The sequence below is a fragment of the Natronobacterium haloterrestre genome (genome assembly GCF_900112205.1).
Classification (GTDB): Archaea; Halobacteriota; Halobacteria; order Halobacteriales; family Natrialbaceae; genus Natronobacterium; species Natronobacterium haloterrestre.
In genome coordinates this window covers 319576-345940 of the sequence record NZ_FOKW01000003.1, presented here as the reverse complement: position 1 = coordinate 345940, position 26365 = coordinate 319576, and the positions used below count along the sequence as shown (strand labels likewise).

The 26365-nt window shown below is 65.2% G+C and carries 26 protein-coding genes, 1 tRNA gene and 2 pseudogenes; 20 read left to right on the top strand and 9 right to left on the bottom strand.

Annotation, left to right across the window (positions count from 1 at the left end):
* From BM113_RS08195 to BM113_RS08175, 6 genes are all read left to right on the top strand, one after another.
* On the top strand, window positions 1–876 hold the full coding sequence (locus BM113_RS08195; RefSeq protein ID WP_089786939.1) for an ABC transporter ATP-binding protein: 876 nt from the start codon (window positions 1–3) through the stop codon (window positions 874–876).
* Window positions 873–1604, top strand: a complete 732-nt coding sequence (locus BM113_RS08190; RefSeq protein WP_089786938.1) for an ABC transporter ATP-binding protein — start codon at window positions 873–875, stop codon at window positions 1602–1604. Before BM113_RS08195 ends, BM113_RS08190 begins: the two co-directional genes overlap by 4 nt.
* The gene (locus BM113_RS08185; RefSeq protein WP_089786936.1) at window positions 1601–2653 is read left to right on the top strand and encodes a branched-chain amino acid ABC transporter permease; all 1053 of its coding nucleotides are present in this window, start codon (window positions 1601–1603) and stop codon (window positions 2651–2653) included. The genes BM113_RS08190 and BM113_RS08185 overlap by 4 nt, the downstream gene beginning before the upstream one ends.
* Window positions 2643–4091, top strand: a complete 1449-nt coding sequence (locus BM113_RS08180) for a branched-chain amino acid ABC transporter permease (RefSeq protein ID WP_089786934.1) — start codon at window positions 2643–2645, stop codon at window positions 4089–4091. Before BM113_RS08185 ends, BM113_RS08180 begins: the two co-directional genes overlap by 11 nt.
* The gene (locus tag BM113_RS22845) at window positions 4088–4219 is read left to right on the top strand and encodes a hypothetical protein (protein WP_281244006.1); all 132 of its coding nucleotides are present in this window, start codon (window positions 4088–4090) and stop codon (window positions 4217–4219) included. Before BM113_RS08180 ends, BM113_RS22845 begins: the two co-directional genes overlap by 4 nt.
* A gap of 85 nt (window positions 4220–4304) precedes the next feature.
* Window positions 4305–5327, top strand: coding sequence for a 3-oxoacyl-ACP synthase (locus BM113_RS08175; protein ID WP_089787241.1), 1023 nt, complete (start codon window positions 4305–4307; stop codon window positions 5325–5327).
* Window positions 5328–5363: 36 nt separating this feature from the next.
* Here the strand turns inward: BM113_RS08175 and BM113_RS08170 are convergent, their stop codons facing one another.
* Window positions 5364–5663 carry a hypothetical protein gene (locus BM113_RS08170; protein ID WP_089786932.1) on the bottom strand — a complete coding sequence of 100 codons (300 nt, stop codon included), beginning with the start codon at window positions 5661–5663 and terminating at the stop codon, window positions 5364–5366.
* Between the two features lie 117 nt (window positions 5664–5780).
* Between BM113_RS08170 and BM113_RS08165 the strand changes: the two genes are divergently transcribed.
* Together BM113_RS08165 and BM113_RS22625 are read left to right on the top strand one after the other, a co-directional pair.
* Window positions 5781–5851, top strand: a tRNA-Pro gene (locus tag BM113_RS08165).
* A gap of 109 nt (window positions 5852–5960) precedes the next feature.
* Window positions 5961–6188: pseudogene (locus BM113_RS22625) on the top strand (DUF7563 family protein); the annotation flags it as partial.
* A gap of 162 nt (window positions 6189–6350) precedes the next feature.
* Here BM113_RS22625 and BM113_RS08155 read toward each other — a convergent pair.
* Complete coding sequence (locus BM113_RS08155; protein ID WP_089786930.1) at window positions 6351–6536, bottom strand: hypothetical protein; 186 nt, start codon at window positions 6534–6536, stop codon at window positions 6351–6353.
* A 218-nt stretch (window positions 6537–6754) separates the two neighbouring features.
* On the opposite strand from BM113_RS08155, the pseudogene BM113_RS08150 reads away from it, so the two are divergent.
* Window positions 6755–7056 (top strand): annotated as a pseudogene (locus BM113_RS08150) (hypothetical protein); the annotation flags it as partial.
* 26 nt (window positions 7057–7082) lie between these two features.
* Here the strand turns inward: BM113_RS08150 and BM113_RS08145 are convergent.
* Window positions 7083–7565, bottom strand: coding sequence for a type IV pilin domain-containing protein (locus BM113_RS08145; RefSeq protein WP_089787239.1), 483 nt, complete (start codon window positions 7563–7565; stop codon window positions 7083–7085).
* Between the two features lie 6 nt (window positions 7566–7571).
* Window positions 7572–8024, bottom strand: a complete 453-nt coding sequence (locus tag BM113_RS08140; RefSeq protein WP_089786929.1) for a type IV pilin domain-containing protein — start codon at window positions 8022–8024, stop codon at window positions 7572–7574.
* Window positions 8025–8779: 755 nt separating this feature from the next.
* On the opposite strand from BM113_RS08140, the gene BM113_RS08130 reads away from it, so the two are divergent.
* The 3 genes from BM113_RS08130 to BM113_RS08120 all read left to right on the top strand — a co-directional run bounded on the left by BM113_RS08130 (window position 8780) and on the right by BM113_RS08120 (window position 10664).
* Window positions 8780–9040 carry a hypothetical protein gene (locus BM113_RS08130; RefSeq protein ID WP_007142762.1) on the top strand — a complete coding sequence of 87 codons (261 nt, stop codon included), beginning with the start codon at window positions 8780–8782 and terminating at the stop codon, window positions 9038–9040.
* Between the two features lie 101 nt (window positions 9041–9141).
* Window positions 9142–9981: an Nmad3 family putative nucleotide modification protein gene (locus tag BM113_RS08125; RefSeq protein ID WP_089786925.1), complete on the top strand. Its 840-nt coding sequence runs from the start codon at window positions 9142–9144 to the stop codon at window positions 9979–9981.
* Window positions 9982–10043: 62 nt separating this feature from the next.
* Window positions 10044–10664, top strand: a complete 621-nt coding sequence (locus tag BM113_RS08120; protein WP_089786924.1) for an acyltransferase — start codon at window positions 10044–10046, stop codon at window positions 10662–10664.
* Between the two features lie 148 nt (window positions 10665–10812).
* On the opposite strand, the gene BM113_RS08115 is transcribed toward BM113_RS08120, so the two are convergent.
* Window positions 10813–11982: an NAD(P)/FAD-dependent oxidoreductase gene (locus BM113_RS08115; RefSeq protein WP_089786922.1), complete on the bottom strand. Its 1170-nt coding sequence runs from the start codon at window positions 11980–11982 to the stop codon at window positions 10813–10815.
* A gap of 213 nt (window positions 11983–12195) precedes the next feature.
* On the opposite strand from BM113_RS08115, the gene BM113_RS08110 reads away from it, so the two are divergent.
* The 3 genes from BM113_RS08110 (at window position 12196) to BM113_RS08100 (ending at window position 14643) form a co-directional block, all read left to right on the top strand.
* Window positions 12196–12876: a metal-dependent transcriptional regulator gene (locus BM113_RS08110; protein ID WP_089786920.1), complete on the top strand. Its 681-nt coding sequence runs from the start codon at window positions 12196–12198 to the stop codon at window positions 12874–12876.
* 164 nt (window positions 12877–13040) lie between these two features.
* On the top strand, window positions 13041–13973 hold the full coding sequence (locus BM113_RS08105) for a ZIP family metal transporter (protein ID WP_089786918.1): 933 nt from the start codon (window positions 13041–13043) through the stop codon (window positions 13971–13973).
* Window positions 13974–14109: 136 nt separating this feature from the next.
* Window positions 14110–14643, top strand: a complete 534-nt coding sequence (locus BM113_RS08100) for an Rrf2 family transcriptional regulator (protein WP_089786917.1) — start codon at window positions 14110–14112, stop codon at window positions 14641–14643.
* A gap of 289 nt (window positions 14644–14932) precedes the next feature.
* Here BM113_RS08100 and gyrA read toward each other — a convergent pair whose 3' ends face one another.
* Entirely contained in the window at window positions 14933–17437 is a 2505-nt protein-coding gene (gene gyrA / locus BM113_RS08095) for a DNA gyrase subunit A (RefSeq protein ID WP_089786915.1), read from the bottom strand.
* A 419-nt stretch (window positions 17438–17856) separates the two neighbouring features.
* The gene (gene gyrB, locus BM113_RS08090) at window positions 17857–19791 is read right to left on the bottom strand and encodes a DNA topoisomerase (ATP-hydrolyzing) subunit B (RefSeq protein WP_089786914.1); all 1935 of its coding nucleotides are present in this window, start codon (window positions 19789–19791) and stop codon (window positions 17857–17859) included.
* Between the two features lie 203 nt (window positions 19792–19994).
* On the opposite strand from gyrB, the gene BM113_RS08085 reads away from it, so the two are divergent.
* The 5 genes from BM113_RS08085 to BM113_RS08065 all read left to right on the top strand — a co-directional run bounded on the left by BM113_RS08085 (window position 19995) and on the right by BM113_RS08065 (window position 23903).
* The gene (locus BM113_RS08085) at window positions 19995–20774 is read left to right on the top strand and encodes a sulfite exporter TauE/SafE family protein (RefSeq protein ID WP_089786912.1); all 780 of its coding nucleotides are present in this window, start codon (window positions 19995–19997) and stop codon (window positions 20772–20774) included.
* Window positions 20775–20865: 91 nt separating this feature from the next.
* Complete coding sequence (locus BM113_RS08080) at window positions 20866–21291, top strand: universal stress protein (RefSeq protein ID WP_089786910.1); 426 nt, start codon at window positions 20866–20868, stop codon at window positions 21289–21291.
* A 73-nt stretch (window positions 21292–21364) separates the two neighbouring features.
* A complete protein-coding gene (locus BM113_RS08075) occupies window positions 21365–21904 on the top strand; it encodes an SPW repeat domain-containing protein (protein WP_089786909.1) in 540 nt (179 codons plus the stop codon).
* A 64-nt stretch (window positions 21905–21968) separates the two neighbouring features.
* Window positions 21969–23219, top strand: a complete 1251-nt coding sequence (locus BM113_RS08070) for a hypothetical protein (protein WP_089786907.1) — start codon at window positions 21969–21971, stop codon at window positions 23217–23219.
* A 96-nt stretch (window positions 23220–23315) separates the two neighbouring features.
* Window positions 23316–23903 carry a DoxX family protein gene (locus tag BM113_RS08065; protein ID WP_089786905.1) on the top strand — a complete coding sequence of 196 codons (588 nt, stop codon included), beginning with the start codon at window positions 23316–23318 and terminating at the stop codon, window positions 23901–23903.
* 2 nt (window positions 23904–23905) lie between these two features.
* On the opposite strand, the gene BM113_RS08060 is transcribed toward BM113_RS08065, so the two are convergent.
* On the bottom strand, window positions 23906–24988 hold the full coding sequence (locus BM113_RS08060) for a glutamate--cysteine ligase (protein WP_089786903.1): 1083 nt from the start codon (window positions 24986–24988) through the stop codon (window positions 23906–23908).
* Between the two features lie 81 nt (window positions 24989–25069).
* Window positions 25070–26338, bottom strand: coding sequence for an outer membrane protein assembly factor BamB family protein (locus BM113_RS08055; RefSeq protein WP_089787232.1), 1269 nt, complete (start codon window positions 26336–26338; stop codon window positions 25070–25072).
* Window positions 26339–26365: the final 27 nt, after the last annotated feature.

Sequence of the window (26365 nt, the reverse complement as noted above, 5' to 3'; positions counted from 1 at the left end):
ATGCTACTCTCGACCCAGAATCTCACAAAGGAGTTCGGCGGGATCACTGCCGTCGACGGGGTCGACTTCCGGCTCGAGGAGGACGAACTCTGTTCGGTCATTGGCCCGAACGGCGCGGGCAAGACCACCTTCTTCAACCTCCTCACTGGCGTACTCGAGCCCACCCGGGGGACGATCGAGTTCTCCCCGTCGGGTGGAGGGGGGCTCGACGGCGGCGCGGCCGGTTCTGACGGCATGATCGACATCACGGACGCCCCTTCTCACGAGACCGCGCTGCTCGGCCTCCACCGATCGTACCAGGTCACGAACATCTTCCCGACGGTCTCGGTCCGCGAGAACGTCCGCGTGGCGGTCCAGGCCCACAGGGACGGCGACTCCTGGCGGTTCTGGCGCAACGTCGACGCCTTCGAGGACCACGTCGCCGAAGCCGACGCCATCCTCGAGCGGATCGGCCTGCTCGAGTACGCCGACGAACCGGCCGAGAACCTCAGCCACGGCGAGAAGCGCAACTTGGAGATCGGGATCGCCCTGGCCGGCGACCCCGACGTCCTGTTGCTCGACGAGCCCACGGCGGGCGTCTCGAGCGAGGACGTCGACCGCGTGACGGACATCATCGAGGACGTCGCCGAGGATCACGCCGTCATGCTGATCGAGCACAACATGGACGTCGTGATGGAGATCAGCGACCGCGTGGCGGTGCTCAACCAGGGCGACCTCATCGCCCAGGGCGAACCCGACGAGATCCGGGAGAGCGAGGCCGTCCAGCGGGCGTACCTCGGCGGTTACGAGGGGAACGGGACCGGCGACGGCACCTCGAGCGCGAGCGAAGCCGCGACCGACGGCGGCGAGTTCGATCCGGGGGTGTCGGCCGGATGAGCGATCCAGGCGACTCCGCCGACGGCCCCGACCCGCTGCTCGAACTCGAGGGCGTCCACACCTACTACGGCGAGAGCCACGTCCTCCAGGGGGTCGACCTCTCCGTCGACGAGGGGGAGATCGTCGCCCTGATCGGGCGCAACGGCGTCGGGAAGACGACGACGCTGCGCTCGATCCTGCAACTGACCCCGCCACGCGAGGGCACGGTTCGGTTTCGCGGCGAGGACGTCACCGGCGAGAGCACCCACGACGTCGCCGGGCGCGGCATCGGGTGGGTGCCCGAGGAACGGCGGATGTTCGGCTACCTCACGGTCGAGGAGAACGTCCGCGTCTCCGTCGGTCCCGACCGCGACTACGAGGCCCTGCGCGAGTACGTCTTCGACCTGTTCCCGGACCTCGAGCGGTTCCGCGAAAAGGAGGCCCGGAACCTGAGCGGCGGCCAACAGCAGATGCTCGCGATCGCTCGCGCGCTGGTCGGCGACAACGACCTGCTGCTGGTCGACGAACCCAGCGAGGGACTCGCGCCGATGATCGTCGACCAGGTCGTCGAGGCGCTTCGTGAAGCCTCCGCGGACACGACCATGATCCTCGTCGAACAGAACTTCCCGCTGGCGATGGACCTCGCGGATCGGTTCTACCTGCTCGACCACGGGACCGTCGTCGAGTCGGGCGACACCGAGGGCGTCACCGCCGAGGACGAACGCATCCGGAGGTATCTGTCGGCATGACCGGAACGGAAACCGCACTGGCGGTCGCGGCGTCCGGGGTCGCCCCCGACGTCCCGCTCGTCGTCGACGCCGTCTCGCGACTGTTCCGTCCCGACACCGTCGCGCGCATCCTCATCGAGGGGCTCGGGAAGGCGTCGATCTACTTCATCATCGCCGTCGGGCTGACGCTGGTGTTCGGGCTGATGGGCGTGCTCAACTTCGCCCACGGCGCGTTCGCGATGCTCGGCGCGTACGCCGGCGGCGTCCTGATGGTGCTCGCCGTCTCGAGTGGCACTGGCCCGTACGCCCGCGTCGCCTTCTTCGTCGTCGTCGCCGCGGTCGTCTTCGCGCTCATGACGGCCGTCGGGAGCGTCCTCGAGATCGGGCTCGTCCGGCCGATCTACGACCGGACGCCGATGTACCAGATACTACTGACGTTCGGCGTCGGCCTCATCCTCGAGGAGGGCGCCCGGATCGCCACCTCCGCGCGGGGAATCCAGCCAGAGCCGACCTGGACCGGCGCGGCGGCGACGATCCCGAACGCCCTCGAGACGTTCTACTCGATCCTCGGGGCGAGCATCCGCGGGTTCTACATGTTCGCGATCGTCGCCGGGGTCGCCGTCGCGGCGGCGGTCTGGGCGTTCCTGAACCGGACGCTGTACGGCCTCTACATCCGGGCCGGCAGCGAGGACCCGGAGATGGTCGAGGCGCTCGGCATCGACGTCCGGAAGGCGTTTACCGTCGTCTTCGGGCTCGGTACCGGGCTCGCGGCCGTCGGCGGCGTCTTCCTCATGTGGGACCCCACGTGGGGGCCGAGCGTCCTGTTGAACATCGACGCGTTGCTCTACGCGTTCGTCGTGGTCGTCATCGGCGGCCTCGGCTCGTTCAAGGGGACGCTGGCCGCGGCGGTGATCGTCGGGATCGCCGACTCCTTTACGACCTGGCTGTTCAACACGGGGATCGTCGCGTTCCCCGGCCTCCCCGAAGTGACGATTTTCGCCCTGCTGGTGATCGTATTGATCGTCCGCCCACAGGGGCTGTACGGCGTCGAGGAGGTGGGTGGCCATTAGCCCGACTCGTGACGGCGACCGGAGCCACGATCCGGACGCTGCCGACTCCACATCGAGCGGGACGGCCACCGACGGCGGCACCGAATCCGCCTCGAGCGCCGGTCCGGACGCGACCGCCGACGAAGGGGACCTCGGCGACGGCGCGACCGCGACGGCCGAGAGCCCGCTCGCCGAGAACGGGTGGGTTCGCCGCTACCTGCGGGAGCACACCGCTCACGCGCTCGTGATCGCGTTCTTCGCGATCTACCCGCCGCTGTACGGCGTCCTGTTGCGACTGCCCGGGATCGACCTCGGGGTCGCGTCGTTCGCCCCGGCGGCGTTCTTCGACGCGTTCCTCCCCGGGACGACGTTCGTGATCTCGATGCTGTTCCTGGGGCTGTTCGCGATGAGTTTCGACTTCATCAGCGGCTACACCGGCTACCTCTCGTTCGGCCACGCCGCGTTCTACGGTATCGGGGCGTACTTCATCGTCCTCGTGGCCAACGGGGACGTGCCCTTCCTGCCCGAGGGAACGCCGTTCGTGATCACGATGCTACTCGGAGCCATCCTCGCCTTCCTCGCCGCGCTGGCGATCGGAGCCGTTTCCTTCCGGCTCACCGGCGTCTACTTCGCGATGATCACACTCGGGTTCGCCCAGGTGCTGTACGAACTCATCCGCAACTGGGGCTACGTCGCCGCGAACCCCCAGGAGGGGCCGAACCTGGGCGGCCCGACGCCCGAAATCGGCGTCCCCTACGTCGACTCCCTGTCGGTCGCGCTCGGCCGCCTCGCCGGGGACAGCTTCGAGAACGTCCTCGGGCTCGGGATCGACGTGTCGGCGACGCTGACCTCCTACTACGCGATCGGGCTGGTGGTCGTCTGCTGTTACTTCGCGATGCAGCGGATCATCCACTCCCCGTTCGGCCGCGTGATGATCGCCATCCGCGAGAACGAGGAGCGCGCCCGCGCGGTGGGCTACAACGTGTTCTGGTACAAGATGGCCGCGTTCGGCTTCAGCGGCTTCTTCGCCGCGATCGCCGGCGCGCTGTTCGCCGCCTACTCGGGGGCCGCGTCGCCGGACACCACGTTCTACTTCCTCGTGACCGCGGACGCCCTGATCGTCGCGATCATCGGGGGACTGGGGACGCTCGCCGGCCCGTTCTTCGGCTCGGCGTTCTTCGAGTGGCTCGAGGACGTCCTCTCCTCGGAGCAGGGCGGACTCGCCCCCTACCTCCGCGAGGGGCTGCCCGAGAGCGTGCTGGAGGCCGACGTCGGGGGCGTCTCCTTCCTCGAGGTGATCAACGGGGCCGTCGACGGACGGAGCCAGCTGTACCTGGGTATCGTCTTCGTCCTGTTCGTGCTGTTCGTCCCCAACGGACTGCTCGGCTCGGTCCGCGATCGGATCGGCGGTCCCGTTGCGAAACGACTGCCCGACTACCTCGATCGATACCGACGATGACGCTCTCGATTCACGCAGACGCTGACGACCCCGCCCGGCGGCCCGTCGACCACGGAGTCGGCTCCGGGAAGATCGGTCGAGCGACGCTCGAGGCGGGATCCGGCGAGCGGGCGGGTGATCGAACGTGACGCCTCGGTCACCGACCCGCTCGAGCCTCGAGGGTCTGACGGTCACGACGCACTCGGCCCTCGCTGGAATCCCGGGGTGGTCCCGATGACGACCGTCGGGCTCACCGGCTACGGGCGGTACTTCCCCGAGGAGACCGTCACCGCCGAGGAGATCGCCGCCGAGAGCGGCGTCCCCGAATCCGTCGTCCGCGAGAAGATGGGCCTGCGCGAGAAGCGGGTCTGTCCCCCCGACGGGGACCACGCCACCGACATGTGCGTCGCGGCCGCCGAGGAAGCGCTCTCCGACGCCGACCTCGAACCCGCGGACGTCGATCTGGTGTTGTACCACGGCAGCGAGTACAAGGACCACGTCGTCTGGTCGGCCGCCGCGAACGTCGCCGAACGGCTCGGGACGGAGAACGCCTACGCCACGGAGAGCTACACCCTCTGTGCCGGCGCGCCGATCGCCGTCCGCCAGACCCGGGCGCAGTTGCGCGCGGACCACGTCGACACGGCCCTGCTCGTCGCCGCGAGCCGCGAGGAGGACCTGATCGACTACGAGAACGACCGGTCGTCGTTCATGTTCAACTTCGGCTCGGGGGCCAGCGCGATGGTGCTCGAGTCCGATCCGGGCGAGCGAAGCCGGGCGGTCGTCCACGAGAGCGCCGCCGTCACCGACGGTTCGTTCTCGAAGGACGTGATCATGCCCGCCGGTGGATCGATCGAACCGCCCAGCGAGGAGACGGTCTCGACGGGGCTGCACCGGCTCGACGTGCCCGATCCCGACGGGATGAAAGAGCGGCTCGCCCCCGTCTCGCTGCCGAACTACCTCGAGGTCGCCGACACGGCCCTCGAGCGGTCGGGCTTTTCCCGTGGTGACCTGGACTTCGTCGCGGTCACGCACATGAAGCGGTCGTTCCACGAGCGGCTATTCGATGAACTGGGGCTCGATCCGGCGACGGACGGCCACTACCTGGACGAGTACGGTCACGTCCAGAGCGCCGATCAGATCATCGCGCTCGAGGAGGGCCGACGCGAGGGGCTGCTCGAGCCCGGCGATCTGGTCTGTTTCCTGGCGGCCGGCACCGGCTACACGTGGTCGGCGACGGCGTTGACCTGGCAGGGCTGACTCGCGTTCCGCCCCACGGGCCACCGATCGGGAGTCTCAGGCCCGGCGTTCTTCGAAGTGTTCCTCGCAGAGGGTCTGGAAAACCGTCCCGTCCGTTACGACGTCCCCTCGAGGCGTTTTCTTCACGATCGCGATGCCGTACTCCGCGGGGTCGTCGCAGTCGATGCAGTCGCCCGGCCCGCCGACGGTCCCTTTCGTCTTCGCTCCCTCGGACCGTATCCCGGCGCAGTCCCGACAGAGCCACCACTTGTTCTCGGGCTCCTCGAGTTCGAGGATCCGGTAGGCCATTTTCGCCTGACTGAATTCGACCGGCGTCGTACAGAACGCACAGTCCATAGCGGAACCCTGCACCACTGGTGTCCTAATGGAGTGGCACGAACTGTCATGGGTGGCGGGCTCGAGTCGGAATCGAAACGACACGCTTAAACGGCAGACTGCCCTCGGTCAAAACGCGGGACCGTGGGGTAGTGGTATCCTCTGCGGATGGGGTCCGTAGGACCCGAGTTCAATTCTCGGCGGTCCCACTCGAAATTCTCCGAAACGTCAACTCTTAGCCGTTCATACCCTCGAGCGTACTGAAAATCCAATTCTCGGTTTCGGTATAATTAAGGTTAGTCGACAGGCTGTCGTGGGGTGGTCGACGTGACTGTCACTCAGTGGCCGTCGGCCGGCACCGACTCGAGGTGCCAGCACTGCGGAAGTCACGTTACCGACCGATTCGCGCGGGTCTTCGGTGACGATCGCGATCGCGCTCATCGCTGTCCCGAGTGCGATAGCTACCGACGATCGAGCCGCGGGTCCGCAGCCGGAAAAGACGTCGACGCTCCCGATCCCGAGACGTCGCCCGGCCGTCACGGAGGAGGCCGATGTGTGAAGAGTTCGTCCCCGCGAGTCGGCTCTATCACGTCGAAAGCCGGACGCCCATCGCCCATCCGGCCATCAAGCGAGCAACGAAGAGGGACAGGAAGCCCTCGAGGATCGCGAGATTCGGGCCGACGGTGGCCCGTCCTCGAGGGCGAGCGATCAGTCGTCAAAAGCTTCGTCGAAATCCGCTTCGTTCACCGGTGAGAACGATTTTCCACCGCATCTGCAACCTGGCCGGGCCCCGAGCGGGAGAATCTCCTCATCTTCGGTGAGCGTGGCAGCATATGCTCTTCCACATTCGTCGCAGGTGGCGAGAAAATCGTGTTCCTCTGTCTCGTTCCCCATCTGCTTGTGTCCAGGGACCACGTTCAGCTATTTGAATCTAACAGGGCTGCGATGGATCACTGAGAAAACGGGCCATGAAGGCGGTGGTCGTCGATGAGCCGTGTCGTCGATTCCGACGAGTGCGAGCGGTGTGAAGAGTCGATTCCCGCGACCCGTCGACTCTGTCCCGACTGTGCTCGAGAGGTTCGCAGTGCGCGAGGTGGTCCTCTGTGAGTCCGATGTCGGAACTCGAGAGTGCGAAAGCCAGTGGTGACTTCCTCGAGGGCGAGATCGTCCAGCGGATCGACGCCCTGGAGTATGTCGACGACCGGACGGCCGAGTGGCACGACGCGAAGACAACGGCCGTCCTCGAGCCGGATCGGTCGCTGCCGTTCTACGGCGTCGTCCTCCTGGAGCCAGAGATCCCGATCGAGATCAAGGGCTGTCAGTACCAGACGAGCAAGGCGAGTATCCGACACACGGCCGCTACTACGTCAAACGCCGAGCGCACGACCGGCTCCTCGAGGCGGGCAGGATGTACCAATAAAAGTAGAAGTGTACTAGTAGTTAATCCCAGGTTGTGATGACTTGCTGTTCACCTTCAACTTCTCCATAAACTATGATTTCATCAACTGTGTCACTGCTCTGAAGTTCGTGACTGCCGAGATTACTGATTTCGCCTTCGTCTTCCCCTAGTCCATCGCTGTTGATTTGGACTGAATCACCGACTTCCCAATCTTCAGTCGTATCAGATGTATCTCCGTTAACAGCGATATAATCTGCACCGCCACTTCCATTCACGACTTCAACATAGATTGAATCAGTGTTCCCTTCATCAATCACTTGAGGGGTTACATATTCACCAGATTCGTCAAATTCGATACCCGCATTGGCGGACTCGCTCATATCTCCAAGATCCAGCACGAACGCTGCAATAACTGCAGCCAGGATTACGGTAATTGCAACCATTAGGATAACTCCTATAACAGGCGAGACTCCTCGCTCCTCCTCATTGCCGACCAATTTGTCGCGAATGATTTTTCCGTCCATCATATTTTAGGGTTCCCAAGTTTGGATAACTTGCTTCTCTCCATCAACTTCACCGTAAATAATTATTTCATCGATACTACTGCTGATATCACCGCCGATTGATGGACTATCTGAGTCCAACGTCGCTGAGTCACCCACAGTCCAGGCAGTTTCGTCATTAGACTGACTACCACTTGTGTCCACCCATTCCGAATCAGACCCCTCATGGGCTTCTACGTAGATCGAATCTGTATTGCCTTCATCAATTATCCGTACGGTCACTTCAGATCCAGATTCATCGAATTCAACCCCAGCATTGGCGGATTCACTTAAATCGCCGAGGTCGAGTACGAACGCGGCGATCACGGCAGCCAGAATTACAGTAATGGCCACCATTAGGATAACTCCGATTACGGGGCTCACGGCCCGTTCTTCGTCCGATCCAACCAGTTTATCGCGGATTTTGCTTCCGTCGAACATTGTTTTCACAGCACCACAGCCAGGGTCGCCGGAAGGCCTATGTCCCCACACGTGGACGTCGAACCTGTGCGGGGATTGGGGGTCCAGGCATGACCACCCCGCCACACCTTCCCGCCACCCGTCGATTTTGGTGCTGGTAACAACCAGTTGACTACGAGTACATATATTTACCTCATAGTGTATCTCGTCGGTGAAAACGACTGTCCACGACGGTTTCAGATCTGAGAATTAGCCGTGTGTGGAACCACTACAGCACCGCCTTGAAGCCGCGCCGTCCGGTGGTTTTCCCTTTCTCGAGTCCCTCGAGACCGCGGGCGAACTTCGCGCTGCGAGAACGCTCTTCGACCGGCGTCGAACCGCCTGTCACCGAGTCGAGCCCACCCGGATCGAGGACGCCGACGCCCCCTCGAGAGCGGGAGTCGATCCGCCGATGCTGTCGCTCGGTTGCTACCTTCCCGCGGCGACGTTTCCGATCCGGTGAAATTCAACTACCAGTAAGATTCAAGAATCGGCGAACGAAAGCCGATACTAGGTTTGCAACGATCGATGGCTGTGTTCGGCTCCGCTTCGCCGGCTCGAGGACGGGACCGGCACGGTCTCCCCCCCACGGTACTCGAGCCCGTCGGCGTCGACCGGAGCCACAGCGATCGAATCGTGGAACGCTCGAGTTCGACGGGGAACCGGACTCGAGGCCGCGTATTTACAGCCGCGACGGAGGCCCGGTACCGACCGCGTAACGCGGGTGATCGGTCGGGATGATCCAGTCGCTCGACGACTATTTTCCGACGCCGGTGACGAAGACGACGGTCTATCACGCGTTTCGGCTGGGACTCCAGTTGTACATCGGGGCCTTGCTGGTTGCCGGTGCCTACAGTCTCTTCTGGCTCGCCGAAGTCGCGGGGATCATTCCGGAGACGCTCCTTTCGACGATCTGGATCGCGATCGCCGTTATGGGGATGCTGTTGCTCGTGCTGTTGATTCCGCTGTTGTATACCTCGCGCTCGAACGAGCGCTGAGCGAGCGCCGAGCGAACTGGCCCGAAGTACGCGTCGTCGACTCGAGACTCGGAGACCAGCTATCGCCGGGTTTATCGCCGCACTCGCCACAGTAGGGAGTAATGACGGTCGTCCTCGCCGGTGTCGGTGCGGACAGCACGAACCTCGGGGCCCTGGGACCGCTGTACGACGACGGACGCTTCGAATACGTTCCGATCCCGGAGAAGACCCGCGAAACGAGCGAGACGGAAACGCTCGGCTCGTGGGACCTGCGGGTCGACGATCGAACCGCGGCCGATCTGACGTCCCGGATCGAACCGCAACCGGTCCGGGGCGGTACCGAGAGCGTCAGCGGCGCGGCTCTCGAGTCGTGGCCGCTTCACCGCGACCCCAACTTCGAGGCGCTTACGTACGGCGAACACCGGACGAGCGGCTACGTCTCGCGGCTCCGGGAACTCGAGCCGGGCGACGTCGTCGGGTTCTACGCTGGCCTTCGCCGACCCGATGGCGACCGGGCCCATCGGTACCTGATCGGATACTTCACCGTCGACTCGGTCGACGTCGTTATGCCGGAGACGCCGCCCGCCGATCGGGAGGCGATCTTAGCGTCCCATCCCGACAACGCCCACACGAAGCGTGCCCGCGAGGGAGAACTCTACCTGACGGAAAAGACTGTCGTGTTCGTCGACGGCCGCGAACCGGGTGGGCTCTTCGAGCGCGATCCGATTCGACTCAGCGACTACTACGTCAAGCCGGGGAACGAGCGGGCGCAGTACTACCTCCGCGAGGGAATCGCAGACGACTGGGCGGTCACGGCGGGTGGCGACAACATGATGTACAAACCGGCGTACCGCTGTGACCTGACGGGAGCGGAGTTCGTCGATCTGGTCGGGAGGCCGGGAGAGCGGCCCGGCGACGCGAGCGGTGTGGAGCCGTCGGAACGGACGGAGACGGCACGGTAAATCGCCCCCATATCCGACCGCAATCGATCGGTTTCTTGTGGTGAAAGGTCGAACCACCGGCAGTGACCGACGACCAGGACCCCGATTCGACGGCAGAGGACGCTTCCTCCCAAGACCTGTCCAGACACGACCGCGTGGATCGGCACCCGACGCCGGGGCGGCGCAACTCGCTTGCGTACTGGACGGACGCGAAACACCCGCTACGGGTCGCGATCAACTACGTCTTCGTCTGGCTCGCCCGAATCGCGCCGAGCCTGCGGCTCCGACGGTGGTGTCTGCGCCGAATCGGCGTCACGGTCGGGCAGGGCGTCTCCTGGGGGCTCGAGGCCACGCCGGACGTGTTCTGGCCGGAGTTGATCACGCTCGAGGACGACGTGATCGTCGGTTACGACGCAACGTTGCTGTGTCACGAGTTCCTCCAGGAGGAGTACCGGACGGGCGAAGTCGTCGTCGGCGAACGGGCGATGATCGGCGCGGGGGCGATCGTCCTCCCGGGGGTCGAGATCGGTGCCGACGCGCGGGTGGCGGCGAACTCGCTCGTGACGCGAGACGTGGAACCGGGGACCACCGTCGCGGGTGTACCCGCGCGACCGATGGGGACCGCCGACGACGACGCGCCGTCGGAGGAAACCGACAGCGACGAGAGCGACGAGAGCGACGAGAGCGACGAGAGCGACGCTTAGGGGAAAGGAAAAGACAAAGAGGCGAACGAAACTCGAGTCGGTCCGGGGCTCGAGTACGATTTCGGTCGGGGCGGGGCGGTCGGATCCGGCTCAGTCGGGTCCGGTGTGGTCAGGTTCGGTCTGTTTTTCGTATCGGTCTACGGGACCGCTACAGCGACGACCAGGCCTTGCGGGCCTCGTTCCAGGAGGTGACGTCAGCGATCCAGCGGGCGGCGATCAGCTTCTTCAGGGTTTCCGCGGGAACGCCGCTGAAGGTATCGACGGGCAGCGAGACACCGAATGCGGGCTTGACGTCGTGAGCGACGGCCTTGTCGCCAACGGAGACGACCGTCCCCTTGTCCTCGTGTTCCCAGGTCTTGAGCGGGCGGTTCTCGATTGCGCGGGCGATGTTCTCCCCGACGACTTCGGCGGCCTGCCAGGCTGCCTGGGCGGTCGGCGGTGCGGGCTGGTCGCCCTGGTCGACGATCGCCGAGTCGCCGACGGCAAAGACGCGTTCGTCGGAGGTCTGGAAGTTGGCTTCGACGGTAACGCGGTTGTGCTCGTTCTCGAGGTCGGTGTCGTCGAGGGCGTCCCGGCCCGTGATCCCGCCGGTCCAGACGAGCACGTCGTGTTCGAGGGGATCGCCCTCGTCGAACTCGATGTGGTCCTCGGTAGCCTCCGTGATCGGGTCGTCCGTGTGGATCTGGACGCCCGCGTCCTCGAGCAGGTCACGCAGTGCCTGCTGGATCTCGGGATCGTTCCCGGGGAAGATCTCCTCGAGGGCTTCGACGAGGTGGATCTCGATCGGGGCGCGGTGGTTGTCGCGGAATTCGGCGATCTCGCCGGCGGTCTGGATGCCCGAGAGGCCGGCGCCGCCGATGACGACCTGTGCGGGGTCGCCGCGGGTCGCTTCCTGGCTGGCTTCCTTGACGGCTTCGTGAATCTCGAGGGCGTCGTCGAGGCTCTTGAGCGTCAGGGAGTGCTCTTCGAGGCCGGGGATGCCGTAGAACGCGGTCTGGGTGCCAAGCGCGACGAGGACGTAGTCGTACTCGACGTCTTCGGCACCGTCGAGTTCGACGACTCGGTCGTCGACGTCGAGTCCGGTGACTTCGGCCTGGATGAATCGGGTCGACGGTGCGGCGATGTCGTCGACGGGGAAGGTGACGTCCGATCGGACCGACGGATCCCGAATGACCCGATGGGACTCATGGAGGACGAGGTGGTAGTCTACGTCGGCGATCCACGTCAGGCGAGCGGAATCACCGAGTTCCGACTCGAGTTTCTTGATCGCGCCGGCCCCGGCGTACCCGGCACCGAGCACGACGACGTTCTCAGTCATACCCCACACTCTGAAACCCTATGATACAAAGGTGTTGGAACCGTTATCGGCGTGTTAGGTGTTGTCACCAATCATACTTCGAACCGGTCGCGAACCTGGCCGCCTCGGGTAACGGATCAGCATGCCGGGTGGTCGAGTGGGGACGAATCCGCGCGAGTTCGAGCGAGTTCGAACGACAATAGATTTAGGGTTAGACGGCCCTAAACCGAGTGTATGATGCTGAGCGACGTGATGGAGGACTACCTCAAAGCGATCTACCAGCTCCAGCGCGGGACGGACGACCGGATCAAGACGTCCGAGATCGCCGAGGAGCTGGACGTCACGTCGCCGACGGTCACCAGCATGCTCGACAAACTCGAGGAGCGCGGGCTCGTCGACCGCGAGAAATACCGCGGGGTCACGCTCACCGACGAGGGAGAGACCGTCGCGCTCGAGGTCGTCCGCCACCATCGGCTGCTCGAGGCCTATCTCACCGAGCATCTCGACTACGACTGGTCCGAGGTCCACGCCGAGGCCGACCGACTCGAACACCACATCAGCGAGGACTTCGAGGCTCGCGTCGCCGACGCGCTCGGCGAACCCGACGTCGATCCGCACGGCTCGCCGATCCCGAGCGCCGACCTCGAGCCTCCCGAACGGCCCGACGGCGAATCGATCGCGGAGTTCGAGGAGGGCGACACGGTCGTCGTCGAGGAGGTCGCCGACCGTGACCCGGAGATCCTCTCGTACCTGGCGGACCACGGCGTCGAACCCGGCGTCGAACTCGAAATTCTCGAGGTCGCTCCTTTCGGAATGGTGACGGCCCGCTCGAGCGACGCCGACGAGCCCGTCTCCCTGCCCGACCGAGTTGCCCATCACGTTCGAGTCGCTCGTCCGCCGGAACTCGAGCAGTAGAGCGCTCTTCGGCCCTCGTTCTCGCTGTTTCTCGGTCGCCGAATATACGGGTTTAGATCGACTCTAACGGCGAGTCGCGTGAAAAGGCATAAGTTTAGAATGGTCTAAACCATGGATGATGGGAGTGCTATTGCTGTGTGCTTCGACGGTGGTGATCGGGCCGGATGCGTGACCGGTCGCTCCGAGATCCGCCGCGGTGGCTGCTCGCCATCGGTCCGTTCGTCGTCCTCGCGGTCGTGTTCGGGCTCCTCTCCCTGACCTCCCCGTTCGGGGACCTCTCGGCCGGCGAAGGCGCGACGACGCTCGAGATCGTTCGCGTGTTGACGGTGATCGGCACCATCGCGGGGATCGTGCCCGTCGCGATCGGGATGCTCTGGTTCCCGTTCATCCGAAATCTCGGGACTCGATACGTCCACGGATTCATGACGCTGGCAGCGGGAATCCTCGCGTTCATCGCCGTCGAGATGGTCGGTGACGTCGCCGACTACGCCGGCGAAGCGAACACCACCCCGGTCGTGTTCACGCTCGCGCTCGCCGGCATCGGGACCACGTTCGCCGTCATGTACCTCGTCAGCCGGTGGCGACAGCGCACGGCCGCAGAGGGCGAAAAGAGCGGTCTCGAGGTCGCTTACCTGGTCGCGTTCGCGCTCGGCCTCCACAGCATCGGCGAGGGGCTGGGCATCGGCGTCGCCTACGTCCAGGGGAACGCGTCCCTGCTCACACTCCTCGTACTGGCTTTCATCATGCACAACGTGATGGAGGGACCGACGGTCGTCGTCGCCGTTGCACGCGACCACGAGACACCTCCGCTGTGGCACTTCGCGGGGATGGGGCTGCTCGCCGGCGGACCGGTCATCCTCGGCGGCTGGATCGGCAGCATCGCCCAGTCGGCCGCTCTCGCTGCCGTCTTCTTCGGGATGGCGATCGGTGCCGTCCTGCAGGTCCTCATCGAGGTCGCCGAACTCATCCGGTTCGACGCGGAGGCCGTGATCACCCGCACCAACGCCGCCACCTTCTCGATGGGCTTTGCCCTGATGTTCCTCCTCGAGGACGTCCTCACCGCCGTCTTACTCGAGGGATGGCTGGCTTCCGTCTGACGACTTCCGAAATGCGGGCGGCCGTTCGACCGTCAAAGGAAACGCCTTAGATTCCCCGGCGCGAAGGACGAAATCCGGAAGAAAACGACCGGCCTCACCCGCCGGGTTTAAGGAATACAATTACGAACAATTCGCTATGTCATCAATCGAACTGACCCCGAGCCAGAAGAAGATCCTGCGTGCGTTGACGAACCTCCACAAGGAGTCGGAGGACGCCATCAAGGGCGAGGACATCGCCGAGCAGGTCGACCGGAACCCGGGGACGATCCGCAACCAGATGCAGAGTCTCAAGGCCCTCCAGCTCGTCGAGGGCGTACCCGGACCGAAAGGCGGCTACAAACCGACGGCGGCGGCCTACGAGGCCCTCGAGATCCAGCAGATGGACGATCCCGCCTCCGTCCCGATCGAACACGAGGGCGAGCCCGTCGAGGACGTCCTCGTCGAGGAAATCGATCTCTCGAGCGTCCACCACCCCGAGCTCTGTCGCGCCGAGGTCCACATGCAGGGATCGATGAGCGATATCTCCGAGGACGACGCCGTCACCGTCGGCCCGACGCCGCTCTCGAAGCTCGTCATCGACGGACGCGTCGACGGCAAGGACGACACGAACAACATCCTCATCCTCCGGATCGAGGATATGGTCGCCCCCGCGGAAGAGCCCGACCACTGATCGGGACTCGCGTTTCCACTCTCCACCTTTCTGCCGTTCTCCGTCCTTCGCCGGGCGGGGTGCCGCTGCTCCGTCGGTCTCTACGGACTTCCGGTTTCCACACGTCTCGCTGTCTCCCGATTTCCCGCTCTCCCGCTCTCGACCCCTGCCCCCGACGGTCCGACCGCCGTCGACTCGAGACGGACTCGAGTCGGTTCCAGCGTGCCTCCTGCTGAGAGAGACGAGCCTAACCGGGATCGACCGACGACGCTCAGAGCGCGAAAACCGGGAGAAAACTCGAACGCGGCGGTTATTCGTCGTCGCCGTCGGCCGCTTCGGAACCGCTTTCGTCCTCGACGGTGTCCGCAGGAATTACGTCGACGCTTGCGACGGCGTCCTCGTCTTCGACCTCCATCACGATTACGCCCATCGTGTTCCGTCCGACAGTCGACACCTCGTCGACGCGGGTGCGGACGATCTGGCCGCGTTCGCTCATCAACACGAGATGGTCGTCGGGAGAGACAGCCTTGATCGCGGTCACGGGGCCGTTCCGGCCCTCGGTCTTGATGTCGATCAGCCCCTTCCCGTAGCGGGACTGGGTACTGTACTCCTCGAGCGGGGTCCGCTTGCCGTACCCGTTCCGGGTGACGGTAAGCAGCGCCTGGTCGTCGCCGTCCTCGCCGTTGGCCGCGACCAGCCCGGCGACTGCGTCGTCGTCCTGGAGTTTGATCCCGTTGACGCCGCGGGCGTTCCGGCCCATCGCGCGGACGTCGTCCTCGTCGAACCGGATCGTCATACCGCCCTCGGTCGCAATCACGAGGTCCTGCGAGCCGTCGGTGACCTCGACGTCGACGAGTTCGTCGCCTTCCTCCAAGTCGGCCGCGATGATCCCGGTCGAGCGGATGTTGTCGAACTCCTCGCCGGCGGTCCGCTTGACGTAGCCGTTCCGGGTAGCCATCGTCACGAACTCGTCGCCCTCGAGGGCGTCGGTGTCGACGATGGCGGTGATGTCCTCGCCGTCGTCCAGATCGAGAATGTTGACCGCGGACTTGCCGCGTGCCGTCCGACCCATCTCGGGGATCTCGTAGGTCTTGAGCTGGTAGACCTGGCCCTGATTCGTAAAGCACAGGAGGTAGTCGTGGGTGTTCGCCCGGAAGACGGTGGCGACGCGGTCCTCGTCCTTGACGTCCGCACCGATGATCCCTTTACCGCCTCGACCCTGGGGGTCGAACGTCTCGATCGGCATCCGCTTGACGTAGTCGTCTTCGGTCATGACGACGACGACTTCCTCCTCGGGAATGAGGTCCTCGTGAGTGACGGTCCCCTCGTCCTCGACGATCGAGGTGCGGCGTTCGTCGTCGTACTCGTCTTTGACCTCCCGGAGTTCGTCCTTGATGACCTCGAGCAGTTCCTGCTCGCTCTCGAGGATCTCCGTCAGGCGCTCGATCTCGGCCTGGACCTCCTCGTACTCGTCTTCGATCTCGGCGGCCTCCATCGACGTGAGGCTGCCGAGTTGCATGCGGACGATGTGGTCGGCCTGATCCTGCGAGAAGCCGTAGGCGTCCTGCAGGGCCTCCTTCGCGTCGTCCCGGGTCTCGCTGTCCCGAATCAGTTCGACCACGTCCTCGGCGTTCTCGACGGCCTTTAGCCGCCCCTCGAGGATGTGGGCGCGATCCTCGGCCTCGGCGAGGTCGTACTCGCTGCGCCGGCGGACGACCTCGCGGCGGTGGGCGACGTACTCCTCGAGCGTTTCTTTCAGCGAGAGTACCTGAGGCTGGCCGTCGACCAGCGCGAGGTTGATGACGCCGAAGGTACGCTCGAGGTGGTTCTCGAGCAGTCGGTTCTTGACGACCTCGGTGTTCGCACCGCGTTTGAGTTCGACGACGATGCGGACGCCGTCGCGGTCGGACTCGTCGCGGAGGTCGGAGATCCCTTCGATCTCGCCCTCGTGGACGTCCTCGGCGATACGCTCGACCAGTCGGGCCTTGTTGGACTGGAAGGGGAGTTCGGTGATGACGATCCGCTCGCGCCCGTTCTTCCACTCCTCGACCTCGAACTCGGCGCGGACGCGGATGCGGCCGCGGCCGGTCTTGTACGCGGAGTAGATGGCGTCGCGACCGACGATGTTCGCCCCCGTCGGGAAGTCCGGTCCCTTGACGTGTTCCATCAGGTCCTCGACCGTCGCGTCGGGGTTGTCGATGAGTTCGATGGTGGCGTCGATCACCTCGCCTAAGTTGTGCGGCGGGATGTTGGTCGACATCCCGACGGCGATCCCCGAGGAGCCGTTCACCAGCAGGTTCGGGAACGCCGCGGGGAGGACGTCGGGCTCCTGCAGGCGGTCGTCGTAGTTCGCGGAGAAGTCGACGGTGTCTTTCTCGATGTCCGCGAGCAGTTCCTCCGAGATGGGCGACATCCGGGCCTCCGTGTACCGCTGGGCAGCGGCCGGGTCGCCGTCCATCGAGCCGAAGTTCCCCTGGCCGTCGACCAGCGGGTAGCGCATCGAGAAGTCCTGGGCCATCCGGACCAGGGTGTCGTAGATCGCGCTGTCGCCGTGGGGGTGGTAGTCACCCATCGTCTCCCCGACGATCGAGGAGGATTTGCGGTGGCTGCTGCCCGAGGAGACGCCCATCTCGTGCATCGCGTACAGGATGCGGCGGTGGACGGGCTTTAAGCCGTCCTCGACGCGGGGGAGCGCACGACCCGCGATGACGGACATCGCGTAGTCGATGTAGCTCTGTTCCATTTCGTCCTCGATGCGGACGTTCTCTACCGCTCGAGCGTCTACGTCTGTGGGATCGGGTACGTCTGAACTCATATCTTCATTGGGTTTCGTAGTTTGTGCGAATTAGCTGGCGAGCATTGCATCCGCGAGAGCGTCCGCTCTGCGGACGCTCGAGCGGGCCGACGACCGACCCGGAGAGCGCGGTGCGAAGCACCGCGGAAAGGCGAACGGTCGAAGGCCGTGAGCCGAGCGCAGCTTGCTGCGCGGAGGGAAGGGAGGAGTGCTTTTCATCGACGCTAAGCGGGAGCGAAGTCGTTCGAGACGCCGAAGGCGTCTCGTGATGACGAAAGGTGCCGGAGGCACCTTTCGAACCACTCCCGCGAGGTCGTCGGCGCTTTGCGCCGACTGCTCGAGGGACCTCCGGTCCCTCGCAGTCCGAAAGAGCGCTTCGCGCTCTTTCGAGATTTTGCCGAGTGCGGTCGCGAAGCGACCGCCCGCAGCGTAAAAGTTCGTTAGATGTCGATCCATTCGGCCTCCGGCGCGTTCTCCTTGATGAACTGTTTGCGCGGCTCGACGGCGTCGCCCATCAGCACGGAGAACATCTTGTCCGCGGCGGCCGCGTCCTCGATCGTGATCTGTTTGAGGATGCGGTTCTCCGGGTCCATCGTCGTATCCCAGAGCTGCTGGGGGTTCATCTCGCCGAGACCTTTGAACCGCTGGACCTGCGAGGGACTGCCGTTGCACTTCTCCTCGATGATCTCGTCGCGTTCCTGTTCGGTCATCGCGTCGTAGGTGTCGCCGCGATACCGGATGCGGTACAGCGGCGGCTGGGTCGCGTAGACGTAGCCGTTCTCGAGCAGCGGCCGCATGTGCCGGTAGAAGAACGTCAACAGGAGCGTGCGGATGTGGGCGCCGTCGACGTCGGCGTCGGTCGCCATGATGATCTTCTCGTAGCGGACGTCTTCCAGGTCGAACTCGTCGCCGATCCCCGCGCCGATCGCGGTGATCATGTTCCGAATCTCGTCGTTCTCGAGGATGCGGTCGAGGCGGTGTTTCTCGACGTTCAGGATCTTCCCCTTGATGGGGAGGACGGCCTGGAACTCGGGGTTTCGCGCCTGCTTTGCGCTCCCACCGGCGGAGTCACCCTCCGCGATGAACAGTTCGGCCTCCCCGGGATCTTTCGTCTGGCAGTCGGCCAGCTTGCCGGGAAGCGATGTCGACTCGAGGGCCGACTTCCGCCGAGTCAGTTCCTCGGCCTTCTGGGCGGCCTTGCGCGCCTTCGCGGCCTCGACCGCCTTGTTGATGATCGCCTCGGCGGTGTGGGGGTTCTCCTCGAAGTAGGTGCCGAGGCCCTCGTGCATGGCGCTCTCGACGATCCCTCGGACCTCCGAGTTGCCGAGCTTCGTCTTCGTCTGGCCCTCGAACTGCGGGTCGGGGTGTTTGATCGAGACGACGGCGGTCAACCCTTCGCGGATGTCCTCGCCCTTGAGGTTCTCGTCTAGGTCGCCGAGCAGGTCGTTCTCGTTGGCGTAGTCGTTGACGGTCCGCGTCAGGGCGGTTTTGAACCCGGTGAGGTGGGTGCCGCCCTCGCGGGTGTTGATGTTGTTCGCGAAGGCGTGGATCGAGCCCTGAAGCTCCTCGGTGGCCTGCATCGCCACCTCGACCTGGATGTTCTGGGCCTCGTCCTCGAAGTAGATGACCTCCTCGTGCATCGCCGAGCGCGTCTCGTTCAGGTACTCGACGAACTCCCGGATGCCACCCTCGTACTCGTACGTTTCCTCGACGATGCCCTCCGCGTCGGCGGCCTCCTCGCGTTCGTCGCGCAGCGTGATGCGGACGCCGGAGTTCAAGAAGGCGAGTTCACGGAGCCGGTTCGACAGCGTCGAGAACGAGAAGTCGTCGGCCTCGAAGATGCTCTCGTCGGGCCAGAACCGGATCTCCGTGCCGGTCTCCTCGTCGCTCTCCATGTCGCGTACTCGCTCCATGTCGCCGACGGGTTCGCCGGCCTCGAACGCGTGCCGGTAGACGCCGCCGTCGCGTTTGACCTCGGCCTCGAGTCGCTCCGAGAGGGCGTTGACGACGCTGACGCCGACGCCGTGGAGCCCGCCGGAGACCTGGTAGGACTTGTTGTCGAACTTGCCGCCGGCGTGGAGAACCGTCAAGATGACCTCGAGCGCGGGGCGATCGTACTCCTCGTGCGTGTCGACGGGAATGCCTCGGCCGTCGTCCGCGACGCTCACCGACCGATCCTCGTGGATGGTGACGGTGATGTCGTCGCAGTGGCCGGCCAACGCCTCGTCGATCGAGTTGTCCACCACTTCGTAGACCAGATGGTGGAGCCCTCGAGAGTCGGTAGAGCCGATGTACATCGCCGGACGTTTTCGCACGGCCTCCAGGCCTTCGAGGACCTGGATCTGTCCAGCGCCGTACTCGCTTTCCTGGGACATGAGAAACCTGCTTTCGGGTAGTGGACGACGGCCTATAAAGGTTCACGTACGCGCGCGAGCGCGAGCGCGGTGCCCACCGAGGGCGAGTAAATCGATTCCCCCTGCTATCGCCGGCCACTCTCGACGGGGTTCTACCCTCCAGGTGGTTGAATACGCAACGAGAAGAGTCACGGACGCGGGTACGAACGACACGATAGCGGCCGATGTTCGGATTCCCCTTCGACGCTTCGCTGTTGCTCCTGCTCGTCTCCGTCGCCTTCCTTTCGGGGATCGGCATCACCACGATCGGTCCGGGGGGCATCTTCGTGACCATCGCGCTCTACTCGCTGACGCCGCTTTCCTCGGGACAGGTCGCCGGCACCGCCCACGCGACCTTCGTCGCCACCGGCCTCGTCGGCAGTGCGGCGTACCTCCGCTCCGGCGAGATGCGAACCGGCGAGGGGCGGGCGCTCGCGATCGTTCTCAGCCTCTCGAGCGTCCTGGGGGCGCTCGTCGGCGCGTACGTCAACGCCTTCGTCCATCGGGCGGTCTTCGGGGCGCTGCTCGGCAGCGTCGCGATGCTCGTGGGCGGGGTCATCCTCTACCGGGTTCGTCGGGGCTTCAGCCCCGTCTACGACCTCGAGATCGGGACGTCGACCGGACGGGTGGCTCTCGCCCTCCTGGGGTTCGGACTCGGGGTCGCCAGCGGCCTGCTGGGGATCGGCGGCCCGGTTCTGGCCGTCCCGACGCTGGTTCTGGTCGGCGTTCCCATGCTGCTCGCCGTCGCCGTCGCGCAGGTCCAGTCGATCTTCATCGCGGCGTTCGCGACGGCCGGCTACGCCCTCCAGGGCACGGTGTTGCTCCCCCTGGCGGTCGTCGTCAGCGTGCCGCTGTTGTTCGGTGTCGTCGTCGGTTGGAAAGTCGCTCACGCCGTCGATCCGAACCGACTGAAAGTCACACTCGGGGTCGTGATGCTGGGAGTCGGTCCGTACCTGGCGCTGTGATCGGCCGGTCAGTTCCCGCCCGGAGGGAGTTCCCGCGACGGAGACTGATACAGGTACCAGACTCAAGGCGATCGGAGTGGAAAGCCCGGCGATGGCACGCGTCCTCGTCCCCTTCGACGACTCCGATCCCGCCCGCGACGCCCTCGAGTACTCCTTCGACCTCTTTCCCCGCGGCGAGTTCGTCGCGCTAACTGTCGTCGACACGTCGGCGGTTCCGTTCATTCCCAACTCGTCGACCGACGACGAGACGGACGACCGGCTCGAGGAACTGCTCGGAGAGGCCAGCGAGCGACTCGAGACCGCGGAAGCGATCGCGACCGACCGGGACCGTCCGCTCGAGACCGACGTGGCGATCGGATCGCCGGCCCAGGAGATCATCGAGTACGCCGAGGAAAGCGACTTCGACCACGTAGTGATGGGGAGCCACGGCCGGTCGGGCGTCACGCGAATTCTGCTCGGGAGCGTCGCGGAAGTCGTCGTCAGGCACTCGTCGGTACCGGTGACGGTCGTTCGCTGAGCGACGGTGGGGCGACCTGCAGCGGCGGGCACCAGACTTGTCTCGGCTCGGCGTACAGCTTCGGTCGAGAGCGATGACCGGATCTGACTGGGATGCGAGCGAGCACGACCCGGACGCGAAACACGACGAGCGAAGTCACACCGACGACCGCCGGACTGACCGGGACGTCATCGAGTACCGACCGAACCGCGAACAGCGAGGGACGTTGCTCTCCGTAGCCGTCGTCCTCCTCGGCGTCGTGACGATCGCTGGAGCGCTCGCGATCGACTTCGCCGAGAGTCACGCCTGGAACGCCGCCCTGATCGGCGTAGCGCTTTGCGTCTTCGGCGCGTACAATTACTACCGGCGGGCGAACCAGGAACTCGGGAGCGTCGGCGTCGAGACGCTCGCCGCCATCGCAGGGCTGTGGCTCCTGGCGTCGCCGTTCCTGTTCGGCCCCGAAACCGGAACCGCGGGACCGGCCGCCGCCGGAACCGAGATCGGCGCTGGCTTCCTGCTGATCGTCGGCCTCCTTGCGTTCGGCGTCGGCTCCTACAGCGCGGCGATTGCGCACAAGCGTCGGCGCGAGGCGGACGCTCGATCGACGGCGGTCTACGACCGGCGAGGTCAGTAAGAAGCGACATCGCAGTTGCCGGGCCAATCCCCTTTGGTACGGCCCCTAACGTACATCGTATCGGATGTTCCCGTTCGTAGCGATCGCGATTGCAGTGCTCGTCGGCGTCGTCGTTCTCGAGGCCGTCTCCTCCGTGTCGCTGAACCGGATCCCCTCGGTCGCGACGGAGGAGTTTCCCGAAATCGACCGGGAGTTGCTCGAGAAGTTCAGCAGCTTCGACCCGGAACTCGGGTGGTGTCCCCAGCCGAACCGCGAGAAACAGAAAGACACCGGCGACCACCTGCCGGGCGAGGAGGTCCGGACCACGGTCACCTACTCGACCGACGACCACGGGAGCCGGGTCTGTCCCGCCGCGGACCGGGACGACGACGCGGACCTCACGGTCTCGACGTACGGCGACTCGTACTGTTTCTGCCGCGAGGTCGACGACGACGAGACGTTCCAGCACTACATGGCCGAGCGGTTGGATACCCACGTCGGCAACTACGGCGGGGGCAACTACGGGCTCGACCAGGCGCTGTTGCGCCTCGAGCGGAACTACCCCGAGGATCCCACCGACTACGTGTTCGTGGTCGTCACCGCTTCCTCGATCGCCCGTATCCTCAGCGTCTGGAAACACTACCAGGAGTTCGGTAACGTCCTCGCGGTCAAACCGCGGTTCACCCTCGAGGACGGCGACCTCGAGCGCATCGAGAGCCCGGTCGACGAGAAGTCGGACCTGCTCGATCTCGAGTCGAACGCCGACTTCCTGCGGGAGCGGGACTTCCACTACGAGCACTGGTTTCGTCCTCACCTCGCGTCACGCCCGTACGCGACGGACTTCCTCGACGACGCCGAGAAGGTTCGATACGCGTTGCTCGAGGCCGGCATCGAGATCGAGAAGCGGCTCGGACGACCGATTCCGGGGATCGACGTCGACTTCGACCGGGCGCAGACACGGTCGGCGCTGCGGATGGAACGGCCACGGGTCCGGTACCACGAACGGCTGTTCGACACCCACGAACCGCTGTTCGACGCGCTGATCGGGCGGTTCGTCGACTACGCCGCCGAGAACGAGTTCGTCCCAGTGTTCGTGATGGTGCAGCAACTCCGGTACGCGAAGTACGAGGCCGAACGGGGGCCCATCTACGGGGACCTGCTCGACCGCCTCGACGATCGATACGACGCCCTCGAGACCGTCGACATGGCACGCCGGCTCTCGCCGGCCGACGAGGACGTGGAATCGCTGTACGTCGACCGCGGCGAAGGCGGTCACTACAGCCCGGCGACCAACCGCGCGGTCGCCGAGGTGCTGTCCGAAGTCGTCGACGAGTAACGGAGTGCTCGAGCCGATCCCTCGACATTCATGTTTTCCTAGTTACAAATTTATTAACTCCGCGAATGAAGAACCGTTATACAGAGGGATCCAACGATGGCAATCGACCGGCGACCCGCGGAACAGACGCTCGATACGTCCCTGCTGGGACGAAACATCTCGCTTCGGTACTCGGACACCTGGCTGGCGTACTCGATATTCGGCCTTCGGATCGTGATGGCCTGGGTGTTCCTCCAGGCCGGCCTCGAGAAGTGGGCCGAAGGCGGCTGGGGCGATCCGCTGGCGTGGTCCTCGGCGGGCTTCCTGAACAACGCCATCGCCGAGGCCAACCCGCTATACGGGGTGTTCACCTGGTTCGCCGACTACACCGCGATCGTCGATCCGCTGGTCGTCTTCGGGCAGGTCCTCATCGGGTTGGCGCTGCTTTTCGGCGTCTTCTTCCGGTTCGCCGCGCTGATGGGTGCGATCCAGATGCTGTTCTTCTGGACCGCCGCCTGGCAGGGCGGGCTCGCGGCCGGCTTCCCCGTCGAACACGGCTACTTCGTCGACAGTACGTTCGTCTACCTGCTGTTGCTGTTCGGCCTCGCGGCGTGGGGTGCGGGCCGCGTCATGGGCCTGGACGCGAGACTCGAGAAGGCAGGAGTCGTGAGACGAAACCCCTGGCTGCGCTACCTGCTCGGCTAGGGCTACTCCGCCTCGAGCAGTAGCGACTCGCAGAGCGCGTCCGGTCCTTCGTCCTCGAGGAGTCGCCGCTGCCTCTTTGCGCCGCTCTCGCGCTCGTAGATCTCCTTGATGCCGTCGATCCCCAGTCGTTCGCACTCCCGGTCGACGAGTTCGCCGAGGTCGACGGTGCTCTCGAGGTCGCGGTCGATCAGGGCGGCCTCCTGGCCGTGCCGGATCGCCCGCCACTTGTTCTCGTCGAGCAGTTCCCGCCGGTGTCGACTCGGACTCGTGCCGTCCTCGTACTCTTCGGCCAGGGCCTCGACGAGCGCGTGGGAGTACTCGACGAACGCCATCACGACGTCCGGGTCGGCCTGGGCGTCCGGGGTTCGGATCTCGACGGACCCGTGGGCGGTGTGGGGGCGCACGTCGTACCAGAGTTCCCCCCGGTCGTTGATCGAGTCGGTCTCGAGCATCCGGCGCTCGAACCGATCGAAGTCCTCGAAGTCCTCGAAGTAGGTCGGCATCCCGGTGTTTGGCAGTCCCTCGAAGATCTTCGCGCGGGCCGACTGGAGCCTGGTGTCGAACCCGTTCCAGAACGGCGAGTTCGCCGACAGCGCGAGCATGATCGGGACGTACCACCGGAGTTCGTTCGCGATCCAGACGGCCTTGTCGGCGTCGTCGACGCCGACGTGGACGTGGAGGCCGGCTGTCGTGTTCCGGTGTTGGGGATACTGGATCCGGTCCAACTGGGAGCGATAGCGGGGTTTCTCGGCGTGCTCGAGTTCGCGCCACTTCGCGAGCGGGTGGAGGCCGGCGGCGGCGACGTCGTAGCCGGCCGCGTGGGCGTGATCGAGCAGCGCCTGTCGGATCTCGCGCAGAGCCTCGCGGGCGTTTCCGGGGTCCTCGATCAGCGGCGTCTGGGTCTCGATGACGAACTTGAACAGTTCGTGATCGAGGCGATCCTCGAGGATCTCGGGGGGATCGCGTTCGTAGACGAGTTCGTCGGTGCCGCTCGTCGGCCGACCGCGCTCGTCGACGACGAAACACTCCTCCTCGATCCCCAGCGTGCCCATGCGCGTGAACGAATCCGGCGACCCGCGTTCCATCGTGTCCCCGTTTCGCCGCCGACAGTAAATACGGTTTGGAGTCGGAGCGTACGGCCGGAACCGCTCTCGTCGGCCGGTTGTCTACTCCTCCTCGGTGTTCGCTTCCTCGCTCCCGGACTCCTCGAGGGCGTACACCGATCCGTCGCCGCTGCCGACGTACACCGCGCCGTCGACCACTGCCGGCGAACTGGCCACCCAGTTCTCGCCGGAGAACTGCCAGCGCGTGTCGCCGGTCTCGGCCTCGAGCGCCGTGAGCGTGCCGTCCTCGTTGCCGACGTAGAGGGTGTCCCCGGCGAGGGCGGGGCTGCTTCGCACCTCGAAGAAGCCGGTGTGGTACCAGTAGAACGACTCTGGACGGGGATTTCCGTCCGCCGGCGCGTCGCCCGCTGCGGCCGAGACCGCGTACACCCTGGTATCGTAACTGCCGAAGAAGACGACACCGTCGGCGACCGCCGGGGAACTCGTCACCGACCCCTCGGTCGGGAACTCCCACCGGAGGTCGCCCGAGTCGGCCTCGAGGGCGTACAGCGAGTCGTCGTTGCTCCCGACGTAGACCGCGCCGTCGGCGACCGTGGGTCGGCTCTGGATCCAGTCGTCGGTCTCGAACGCCCACTCTTCGTCGCCGGAGTCGGCGTCGACCGCGTACAGGTGGCCGTCCGTGCTCCCGACGTAGGCCGTCCCGTCCGCGATCGCGGGCGCGCGCTGGATCGAGCCCGCGGTGTCGACGGCCCACTCCTCCTCGCCCTCCTCGAGGGAGAGTGCGTACAGCGAGCCGTCGTTGCTCCCGATGTAGACCGTCCCGTCGACGATCGTCGGGCTGCTCGCGACCATCTCGCCGGTCTGGAACGTCCACTCTTCGTCGCCGGAATCCGCGGCGAACGCGTAGACAGTCCCGTCGTGGCTCCCGACGACGACGGTGTCGTCGGCGACCGCGGGGCTGCTCGAGACGTCGTCCCCGGTCCGGTAGGCCCACTCCTCGTCGCCGGAGTCGGCATCGATCGCGTACAGGTGGCCGTCACTACTGCCGACGTAGACCAACCCGTCGACGACTGCCGGGCTGCTGTAGACCGCGCTCCCGGTCGTGAACTCCCACCGGGTCTCGGCCCGGTCGATCGGGCCGGACGCCGCGGTGAAACCGGTGTTTCCGGTGTCGAACTGGAAGGAGGGCCAGGCGTCCGGCGGCTCCTCGTCGCCGTCGGAGCCGTCGAACTCGAGGTCGAGGTCGAGGTCGGGGGACTCGTCGTCGGGGTTCGGGCTGTCGTCGGATTCGGCCGCACAGCCGGCCAGTCCGACGGTGCCGACGACTGCGGCCGTCCGCAGGAACCCGCGCCGAGCGCGTTCGTCTCTCATGAACGGTCCCATTCGGCCCGCCTACAT